The sequence below is a fragment of the Undibacterium sp. GrIS 1.2 genome (assembly GCF_040544435.1).
In the GTDB taxonomy this organism is placed as follows: Bacteria; Pseudomonadota; Gammaproteobacteria; order Burkholderiales; family Burkholderiaceae_D; genus Undibacterium.
The window spans coordinates 1-9,773 of the sequence record NZ_JBEONP010000083.1; the positions used below are offsets into that span (position 1 = coordinate 1).

Annotated in this window: 12 protein-coding genes and 1 tRNA gene; 11 read left to right on the forward strand and 2 right to left on the reverse strand. The window is 45.6% G+C overall.

What is annotated here, in order from left to right; all coding sequences use genetic code 11:
* A partial coding sequence (locus AAKU61_RS20995; RefSeq protein ID WP_354335424.1) for a hypothetical protein occupies positions 1-910 on the forward strand: 910 nt, incomplete at its 5' end.
* A 147-nt stretch (positions 911-1,057) separates the two neighbouring features.
* Here the strand turns inward: AAKU61_RS20995 and AAKU61_RS21000 are convergent.
* Positions 1,058-1,126, reverse strand: a tRNA-Phe gene (locus AAKU61_RS21000).
* 316 nt (positions 1,127-1,442) lie between these two features.
* Here AAKU61_RS21000 and AAKU61_RS21005 point away from each other — a divergent pair.
* Together AAKU61_RS21005 and AAKU61_RS21010 are read left to right on the forward strand one after the other, a co-directional pair.
* Entirely contained in the window at positions 1,443-1,736 is a 294-nt protein-coding gene (locus AAKU61_RS21005) for a transposase (RefSeq protein WP_354335426.1), read from the forward strand.
* 11 nt (positions 1,737-1,747) lie between these two features.
* Complete coding sequence (locus AAKU61_RS21010) at positions 1,748-2,161, forward strand: IS3 family transposase (RefSeq protein ID WP_354335427.1); 414 nt, start codon at positions 1,748-1,750, stop codon at positions 2,159-2,161.
* On the opposite strand, the gene AAKU61_RS21015 is transcribed toward AAKU61_RS21010, so the two are convergent.
* Positions 2,149-2,643 (reverse strand): hypothetical protein, encoded by a 495-nt coding sequence (locus AAKU61_RS21015; RefSeq protein ID WP_354335428.1) that lies wholly within the window; start codon positions 2,641-2,643, stop codon positions 2,149-2,151. The two genes, AAKU61_RS21010 and AAKU61_RS21015, sit on opposite strands and share 13 nt — an antisense overlap.
* A 746-nt stretch (positions 2,644-3,389) precedes the next feature.
* Here AAKU61_RS21015 and AAKU61_RS21020 point away from each other — a divergent pair.
* The 8 genes from AAKU61_RS21020 to AAKU61_RS21055 all read left to right on the forward strand — a co-directional run.
* A complete protein-coding gene (locus AAKU61_RS21020) occupies positions 3,390-3,671 on the forward strand; it encodes a Flp family type IVb pilin (protein WP_354335430.1) in 282 nt (93 codons plus the stop codon).
* A gap of 255 nt (positions 3,672-3,926) precedes the next feature.
* The gene (locus AAKU61_RS21025) at positions 3,927-5,420 is read left to right on the forward strand and encodes a pilus assembly protein TadG-related protein (RefSeq protein ID WP_354335432.1); all 1,494 of its coding nucleotides are present in this window, start codon (positions 3,927-3,929) and stop codon (positions 5,418-5,420) included.
* On the forward strand, positions 5,405-6,271 hold the full coding sequence (locus tag AAKU61_RS21030; RefSeq protein WP_354335434.1) for a TadE/TadG family type IV pilus assembly protein: 867 nt from the start codon (positions 5,405-5,407) through the stop codon (positions 6,269-6,271). The genes AAKU61_RS21025 and AAKU61_RS21030 overlap by 16 nt, the downstream gene beginning before the upstream one ends.
* 152 nt (positions 6,272-6,423) lie before the next feature.
* Complete coding sequence (locus AAKU61_RS21035; RefSeq protein ID WP_354335436.1) at positions 6,424-7,383, forward strand: OmpA family protein; 960 nt, start codon at positions 6,424-6,426, stop codon at positions 7,381-7,383.
* A 132-nt stretch (positions 7,384-7,515) separates the two neighbouring features.
* Positions 7,516-8,226 carry a hypothetical protein gene (locus tag AAKU61_RS21040; RefSeq protein ID WP_354335438.1) on the forward strand — a complete coding sequence of 237 codons (711 nt, stop codon included), beginning with the start codon at positions 7,516-7,518 and terminating at the stop codon, positions 8,224-8,226.
* Positions 8,227-8,260: 34 nt separating this feature from the next.
* Positions 8,261-8,662 carry a hypothetical protein gene (locus tag AAKU61_RS21045; RefSeq protein WP_354335440.1) on the forward strand — a complete coding sequence of 134 codons (402 nt, stop codon included), beginning with the start codon at positions 8,261-8,263 and terminating at the stop codon, positions 8,660-8,662.
* Between the two features lie 35 nt (positions 8,663-8,697).
* Positions 8,698-9,069 carry a hypothetical protein gene (locus AAKU61_RS21050; RefSeq protein ID WP_354335442.1) on the forward strand — a complete coding sequence of 124 codons (372 nt, stop codon included), beginning with the start codon at positions 8,698-8,700 and terminating at the stop codon, positions 9,067-9,069.
* Positions 9,066-9,773 (forward strand): hypothetical protein (locus tag AAKU61_RS21055; RefSeq protein WP_354335444.1); only part of this gene is annotated, 708 nt, incomplete at its 3' end. The genes AAKU61_RS21050 and AAKU61_RS21055, both read left to right, overlap by 4 nt.

Genomic DNA, 9,773 nt, shown 5'->3' on the forward strand with positions numbered 1-9,773 from the left:
CCTACCTGTAAAAATAATCGTATTGATGAATTGCTTCCGCTGCGGGCAAAATCGGTTATTTGCTGATCGTCTAGGTGGGTCTGTCGGACGCATACATGAGATCATGGCCATCGCGGAGAGGTTCGACGACGAGGTCAAACTCGGGCCGATCGACGAGGCACTTTCCCGGACGCTCAGTCGAGACGAAATGATGCTAGTTGTCAAGCGGCTCCCCCCGGCCGAGTTGAAAGCATACATACAACAACACATTCCAGGAGACTCCGGGCAGCTGACTGAAGCCGATATTGATTCGGTAGTCAGGCTATGGAAAAAGGAAATCGAAGAAGACCCATTGACCTTGCTGGATCCACCTCGCTCGTCTAGTGAAGGCGGCGAGCTTAAGATTCTAAAGAGCTTTGCCCGTGAGACTGGCCTGTACGTGGCCACGTTGACTGGTTCCATCGTATATACAGATTCAGACACGCAATGGGCGCGGCTTCACGAGACCGACGGCGTTCATCGCTATGAACCAGATCCGGCAGCCGAAGAGGCAGTTTGTTGTTTGGATAACCTCAACATCGAGGTTCCCACACACACGTATTATCACCAAGTCGAACCGTCAGGCGCTAGCAAAACGCGGGCGCTTCTGCGACGCGTTGCGATTGCACTGAGGACAGGTGTGGCGTTTGATGTCGATGCGCCGGCCACCACAGATGAGGCGCATCCGCCGGAGGAGGACGGATCGATCATATACAAACTGCGTTCATCTGTGCCACTGAAAGGTTTCCAGCGCACCGACGTTTCGCGACTAGTCTTGAATTTCGGTCGTTTAGTGGATGTAGTGCCGGTTCACCTGGCTCTGTTCCTTGAACCGTTACCACAGGCCGAGCATGGGGCGATGCGGCCAGTTGAAGGTTCTAACGGACATTGATAACCACATCTGCTGTAGGCACAGAACGATAGATTCGAAATATGCAGCGAATGTTGAATTATCCTACCAAGCGCCTACCAAGAGTAATTGACGAAAAAAATGGTCACAAGCCGAAGCGTGTAACCATTTGATTTAATGCATATTTCTTGGTGGCCCGGGGCGGAATCGAACCACCGACACAAGGATTTTCAATCCTCGATTAAATCATTTAAAAACAGTGATTTAGGTATATTTTTGCTCCGCAATTCACTGTTTTTGATAAAAATTTTTGCCCCAAGAAATTAAAATTTCCTAAGAATTGCGGAGCAGAAGATACATAAAATCTTTCCCTCTTTTTTTAATTTTTGACCTAGCATTGTGGAGCCTATAAGTTTCGCTTTGCCGTCAAGGTAACGAGCACCTAGGTTTGAAGAAGTAAATCAGTTCAAGAAAATATCCGCACACCAGAGGGGGGCGGACAAAAACTTGATCTTCCCCCGAAATTTAGCTCCTCATAAGTAACGTAAAATCAAGTCACTATGGAAGAGTTAAAATGAAGATCAAACCGAAAAAGCAGTACACAGTAGAGTTCAAAGAACGCGCCGTCAAACGAGTGAAAGACGGTCAATCGATTACGACGGTTCGCAAAGAACTTGGACTAGGCGACCAGACCTTACGCAACTGGATTGCCGCCGCCAATGAAGGCAAGCTCCCTGGAGTAGGTAGCAAAGTGATCACGCCAGAAATGATGGAGTTATCCCAATTACGTGCAGGGAACGCCCGTCTCAAACGGGAGAACGAAATCATAAAAAAGGCAGCAGCGCACTTCGCCAAGGATGTGCTGTGAAGTACGCGTGGATGAAAGAGCACCGCAAGCAATTTGATTTAAACGATATAAGCGATGCCCTTGACGTCAGTCTCTCCAGCTACCGCGCTTGGCAGCGTGGTGGTGTGTCAGATCGCAAGCATCTCGGCGACAGCCAACTACTGCGCACCATTGAAAGCATTCACACGCAATGTAAAGGTGCGTACGGTAGTCCACGCATCGTGCGTGAGTTACGCTCACGCGGTTTGTCTGCAAGCAAGGCACGTGTCGAACGCCTGATGCGAGAACATGGCATACGCGCCCGTCACAAGCAGCGCTACAAATTCACGACCGATTCCAAGCACGGCTTACCAGTGGCAGAGAACCTGCTCGTGCAGATACGCTGCTTAAACATAAAGCTCTTTGGCACAACCAATATTTCTATTTTTGCCAATTATTTAGTTTGAGCAGACATCCTATTTATTTCAGAATTTAGTGATCGGATGTTTTGCTCATGGGCACTTGCTGTTTCCTGAAGACGAAGTAACTCTTGGTCACTGAGTTTTGCCTTCATTGATGGACTATTCAGTATTTTTAATTTTGTCTGAAGAGCTGTTACTTCGTTTGCGAGTTCCTGATTAAGTATTGCTGCGCGCTCATGGTCGCGCTGAGCTTGCTCTTTTGTAGAAATCTGAAGCTTAGTATTCAGACTTGCTGGGTTAGATTGCGAATGCATCAAAGTATTCGGGTTGCTAATGTTCTCTTTAATTACGGGCGTAGGTTTTACAGGCAGAGTGGAAGTATTGTCTGGTAAAAATTGCTGACGACTTTGAATAACTTCAACCCCTTGCGCATTTACATAACGCTGAGCATCTACCGACTGCGCAGAAAGCGTGCCAGAAATTGTCAAAAATAAAAAAGTTGGGCAAGTCAAAAGAATATATTTCATAAATCAAATAATAAAAATGTTAGTGAGGCCTATTAAATTTGCATATGCATCTTGATTGAATGATTTAGTACTGTGTATTTTGTCTACCGCTACAAAGAAACAGCGAACAATTAAGAATCAAGATGTTATCAATTTTTTAATTATATCAAGAATGTGGCTATTGTCGATCGTATCACTCCACAAAAACACAACTTCGTACGAGCTCAACTTTTTTTAAAAGCAGATGAATGATCAGGAGGAAACTCTATAGATCAAGTTTGCTGGAAAATTCATTTCAGGAGCTAGTTATCTGTATTAAAAATGTTGTCAATATCCCCCTTCAAAATTGCGTAACTGCGCTCATAGTGTTGACCAAACTAGTAGCTTCATTGCGTGTCAACACAATCTCATTCGTTTGATCCCGAGCACGTCCAACTGTCAGAATCTCTTTGCAAATCAAAAAAAGAAAAGTATTTAAAGCAACTTTTTATGAAATTAAAAATAAATGCTAGTTATCACAAAGATTCAGAAACTCAGCCGATCTCTAATAACCATTTGTTACATTAAGTTACAAATAATTATAAGTTGTGCTATTTGCAATTAATGTTGATATAATTATAATTATCTTCAATGCAAGCATAATGCTTTTAATTTAATTATTTTTTTATCGCTTGCAGCACCACTTCGTCAGCTATCTATGCGTTACAAGACGGTATGCATAGTTACTTGGGGTAGCCCCGTTTTTATAAATAATCAAGGAATTCGAAATGCAAGAAAAATCAGCACAGCAGTTAATTCGTACACAGCGCGGTCAAGGAATGATGGAATACATCATCATTGTCGCAATGATTGCTGTCGCAGCTATAGGCGTGTACAGCATGTTCGGTAAAACAATACGTAACCAAACTGCTGGTATGGCAAATGAAGTTGCCGGTAAGAAATCGGATGATCAAATCACAAAAGCTGGTACTGCAGCGACAACTGCCGCAACACGTGGCGATACAACCAAGGGTATGTCTGAATACAATAAAGACAATGACGCCCAATAACTTGAAATTTAAATGACTGGTCCGCTTTACTGAGTGATTGTCTGGCTTTATTGGGGTCAAACAATTCTTAGTTTCTATTGCAAGTGCTCTCTTCTACTTGCTAACACTAATTAATCCACTACTCTTTTTTGGCAAATTTGCCAAAACTTTGTATTTATCTACAGTGGCAATAATATTTTGAATGTCATAGACATGAGTTTGCTTGAAATTTCAAAGCGTACAATTTCGCAAAGCCGGTATGAAATAGGTCAAACGTTGATCTTCACACTCGCATTTGCAGCAGCTACTGCTTTGGTGGTGCTTTTGCTCTTCAATAGCGGCATGTTAGCAAATGCCAAGACTAGATTACAAAATGCAGCAGACGCTGGCGCCTACAGTGCCGGTGTATTACAGGCACGCGATCATAATTTTTCAGCGTATACCAATCGAGCGATGGTGGCAAATCAGGTTGCGGTGGTGCAGTTGGTGAGCCTCAAGTCATACCTTGAAGATGCTGCTGATACCCATGACCGTATGGGTGGCGCGATATTGTCGCTTGAGGAACTGATACCTACTTCTACGACTGCTTGGGATTTCGGCAAAAACCTGCCTATTGAAAACGTTAACTCTGTCTTCGCGGCAATCGCTCCTATTGCTGTGCAGGGACTCGATTTGCTTATTCAGGCGTTTGAAAAGGCGCAAGAAGCGCATCACGTTGCAACCGCTCTAGATATGGTATTGGTCGCCGACGAAGTCGTCAAACGCAATGATATCGATGCAAAAGTTACTACGGGTGGTTTTACCGTCGGCAAAACCGCATTTCAAGTCAAAGATTGGAGTAACTCCACAAAACAACATAGCGCAAACGATAGCTCGTCAGAGGCGGATCGTTTTGCGGATGTAGTCGTCAACGAGAACTCGACCGATTTGTTTACACGCAATCGCTTTTCGGTGCCGGTACCAATGTGGGCGAGCACTGTAAATTTATGCACCATGCTGCCCAACTATGTATCGTCCTTCACTTTTTTTGGTTTTACTCATGCAGGCGGCAGCATATTGAGCGAAGATAAAAAACGCTGGCTCTCTCTCGATGCCACTATGGGCACAGGATTTCAGACTTGTACCGTTTGGTATCCGTGCTTTCCATCTGGAATTTGCTATGCCACTGAAACAACGCCACTAATCGACGGCAATTTTGGCCTTGGCGGATCTGGCGGTGGAGTGGCAGGCGCATCAGGTGACTATAACGAGTCTTCTGGCTATAAAAATAATCCATTTTCGACAAAATTATATGGAGGCGCACTCATTACTCCGCCGCCTATGGTTCCAGGTCTAATCCGCTACAGCATCACGGGACCAGGTTCGACGCTCGATTCTTCTGGAGGATTGCAGAATTATTACCGGGACATGACGGATCCGCTCGGTTCCATTCCTAAGGATCAAACACCAGAAGAAAATGGCGGAAAATATACGATCACCATCGAAGTCGAGCATCCAGGTGCAGCCATTAGGACTGCATCAAAATTTTTGCCTGCCTCAACTATTGTAAAGCTGGATGACGGTCTAAAAAGCAATACCATGCGTACTTTATCTTCGTCGCATGCATATTTTTATCGTTCTAAGACTGACGATTTAAAAAGTTTTACCCGTAATGGTTGGCATCGCGATGATGATAAAGCCGAATTGGCTAATCTGTTCAATCCTTATTGGCAAACTCGTCTTGTAGACAGAACTCTTGCAGAGCGAACTTTATCATGGGCGGCTCAGTGAAAAGTCTCGCTATTAACCTGAAAAAGAATATCAAGCAGGAGCAGAATGGACAGGCCATGGTGGAATTTTTGGTTGCAGCAATGTTCTTTCTTGTTCCACTTTTCCTTGCGATCTCAGCACTTGGGAAGTTTATAGATGTCCAGCACACCACAGACATGGCTGCGCGTTACGCCGCATGGGAACGTACCGTGTGGTATGAAAATGGCGCCTCTAACTTTTATTCAATTAATCAGCCAAATCAGAAATCAGCAGCTGGAATCAATAACGAAATAGCGTTACGTATCTTGAACGATAGATCGAACATAGCCACCGTGATCAAGGATAGTGATAAGAGCGCATCTAACTTTGTCAATGGTGTCGATCCGATGTGGCATGACACATCGGGGACTGCCTACCTAAACGATTACTCTCAACTAGCGACTTTAGTTAGTTACGAGGAGCCAAAAAAAGATGTGGCCGGAGCTGTCCTTACGGCACTGGCTTCGGTTAACGTTAAAGGGCTATTTAATTTTGTCCCTCCACTACCTACCGATACGCTTGCCGTTGCCAAGGTTTCGCTCAACAACGTTGCGAAGGATAGTGGCGTCTACCAGCATCTGTGGTCCGAGGCACCAGCGTGGGCTGGATTAGATTTCGAAGCAACAGGCGCGATCTTGTCGAATACCTGGTCTTCCAACAGCAAGGTGGGTACCAGGGCAATGGTAGCAGAAGCAGTACCGACTGCTCAGGGGCTCGGCGCGATCGTCACAGCAGCGAAAGTTGGCATTGCACCATGGGATTGGGCAATTCCCTCAAAAATTGAGGTAGGGAAAATCGAGGTAGATGAAGTGCCTGCGGATCGTTTGAAATGAACTCATAACAATGCCGACATTTTGACGAGCATTCTTCAGGGCATAAGCCTTGGGGTAGAAATAATCGTATTTATTCAAAGGGTTTCAAAGTGATTTTTAAACGGTTTTTAAATTTTATACGGCGAGTTAGTTTTTTGGGAGTCGGTATATTTTTGTTGCTATCCGTCAGTCTCACTCATGCGGGTGTCTATGACGAAGATCGTACTGGTGGTAGCGATCACCCAATTATTTCGCGCTATGCTGGGTCGATTTTATATATGTATGGCGAAGAAAACTATGGAGTTGCACGCACACTTGTGTCAAACAAGGGTCAGTTGCTTGAACAAACTGCCGAGGGAAAAATATCAAACAAAGTGTATTGGGGGCCAAAAGGGCATGACGCCTTAGCGATATTCCGTAACTATCAAACTGCATTACGCGATGCCGGTTTTGAAATACTGTATCAGTGTGAAACCGTGCAATGTGACAAAGACCGTACACAAACTAAGATCGTCCGGTGGGCGCAAGCGGCGCACTGGAATGACAATGGCAGTAACGACTATTACATTATCAGGATGTTCGAATACAAACCCGGATTTCATTACATTTATGCTAGGAAGATCGGATCGGCAGGCACAGTCAGCGTACAAATAGCATTGCGTAGCGGGGACGAAAGCGATAAGTACAGTCAGGGACGAGTCCAGCAATTTATACAAATTATTGAAACAGCGCCGATAGCTCAAGGAATGGTGTCGATCGATGCCAGCACGATAGGTGCATCGATCAAGCGCGAGGGTAAGATTGCTTTGTACGGGATTTTATTCGACACCAATAAAGCCGTCATTAAGTCTGCATCGAATCCAACTCTGGAACAGATGGCCAAACTTTTAAGAGACGAGCCAGCACTCAAAGTCTTCATTGTCGGGCATACCGACAACCAAGGTTCGGTGGAAGAGAATCTCGCCCTATCCCGCAAGCGCGCAGACGCTGTGGTTCAGATTCTTAATACGCAGTACGGCATTGCAGCCGATCGCTTGCAATCACAAGGGGTAGCCAATTTTGCGCCGGTCTCGAACAATCTGAATGATGAGGGGCGAACAAAAAATCGTCGTGTCGAGATGGTGGCACGTTGAATGTTCGCACCAAAATCCATCCACTAGAAAATACACAGAATGACTATAAATAAATTTAGGCGCAACAAAATAGCGTGCATGGCTTTGCTATTTAGCATGGACATAACAGCCTCAGCGGCAAGTAGTGAGCAAATGTTACCGCCAGCCGGTTTATACCGGATTGACAGTGATAACAAGGCATCAACACAAGCACCTGGTCACTCGGCCGACGTTCGTTTATCGGAAGACGGTTCGAACGGTAATACAACCACATCTATAAAAGCGGATGGATATGAAGCAGGCAACCAACTATACAAAGGCAAGGGGCCACTTACCTACTGCGTGAAGCCACGAGTGATCGGCGTTGTGCCGCCATATGCGCTAACAGCCTTAGGTAGTTGCCACGAACAATCTACAACGATCACGGAGTATGGCGTGATTCATAAAGCGAATTGTCCGTCCGGCGCCACGACAGTCACGATCCGCAAACTCGATACAACTACTTGGGAGTATGTAACCGTAGTAGCACCTGCTCAGTCTCCAGGGGGCATGGATTTGAACTCCTTGCGGCCGGTATTGGAAAATGCTGCCAAAAATGGGGCAACTGCCGAGGCGCGGAATAAGGCGGCAAAACAATTGGCTGAATTGCCGCAAATGCAAGATGAAATGAGTAAAAAACGCGCTGTAGCAATGGAAGGTCTGATCAAGGCTGAACATAATGCAAAAACCCCCGAAGAGGCTGCAGCGTTCAGCATGGCAATTGCAACGCTGAAGGGGAAGAAAACTATGGGAGAAGTAACTCGTAAGGAGCGTTGGACACGCATCGCTGACAGCTGTGCCGATGTATCCAACCATGAACACTAAAATTTGTTAATTCTCTTTTTATTCCAATAAGACTATGAAATTTCTCTTCCTAAGCTTGCTTACTTTCCTGCTCGTGACGACTAGGGCGTTCGCTTGTCCTAAGCAGATACCGGAAGGTCTTAATGGTGTAACGGTCGGGAGTGATGTAGTTACTAATGGTCTTGCTATGACTATAAGTCAGGTTCAGGGACGTGAAAGTGTTGAAGAGATTATGCAGCGCACCCAAAAGACCTGGATTGCGGCTGGCTATTCTGTTAAACGCAATTCCACATTAGGTTGGGATGTGTTATCAGCGATGGGTAATCAATGTCTGGTAACGCTGCAGCTGACAAAGCGTAACGGTGCCTTTGGTTATCTTGCGCTGAGCCACAAAACCATGTCTAGCTCGGTAACGCCGCAATCGATGGGCGCACCGCTCCCCCCTAATGCAAAGTGACAAATTGGAATACCAATGAATCTCGGACACTGGAAATGGAAAAGGAAACCTATAACAAGATCACTGGATATATGACTGCAATGAATTTTTCGTCCCAGCCAAGCCATCTGGGTAAGAAAGTGGATATTAACGACCCGATTGTCGCCAAAGCACTTGTCGATTTTAATGGAACACATGCTGACGAAGAAGCCAATAGCGGTCAGATGGAAGCGAAGATTCAGATTCTCAATGATGCACTTGCTAAGTTGGGTTATAGCCAGAAGTTGGTGTGGGCGAATAAGGCAGATGGCGGTACAGATGGCTATAACAAAGATACTGCCTATGAAAATAGGGATAAAAACTTAAAAGGTCTTGATCCAACCGACTATCCAAACGCCATTCTTAAAACTGACAAGGACCCCCAATGAAACGTAGACATTTTATTTATCTGCTAGGCATCACCGGGAACCTGATTGCCTTGCGTGGAATAGCACAAATACAAGCGGGGGAACCAATACCGCTGCCCGTGGCCAATCTTCGCTATTCCACTCCAAAGAAGTATTACTCGATTTATGATCCGGGAAACTACGTCTTCATTGAGAATAGAATTCAACAAAAACTCTGGGGGGCGGGGCATGTCGGGCCTAAGGGTGGAGCTATGATGTCTATCTACTGTGGCAACGTCGATGTTGATTTGCAAGGCCATATTTTGGGCGCGGATTTTGGGGTTTCCGGCGTCTGGCATTCCGTTAAACAGAATATGGATTCCGCAAAAAGATTTCCTGAGCACTACACTGCGGCCTCCCTCGACAACCGTATGGTCCGGCTCCACAATGGAACCATCGACCTTGCCCGTGGGGAAGATACCGGGGATGGCGTTGTATTTAATAATGAATGGCAAGCCAACACCAGTCGCGGCTATCTTGGTGATTCATCGCTTGTAGCCCGTCCGTTCATTTGGCAAGGGCAAACCAAAATTCCTCTTATCGACATTCCCTATGAGCGCAACGACTATACCCTGGAAAAACTCAAGGTATTGGCACATGACGTCGCTGTTTTACTTGAGGGAAGTCATAGCGTCATCAGAGATTGCATAATTGAATCAGCCGGTGGGGCTGCCGTGATCATCGCC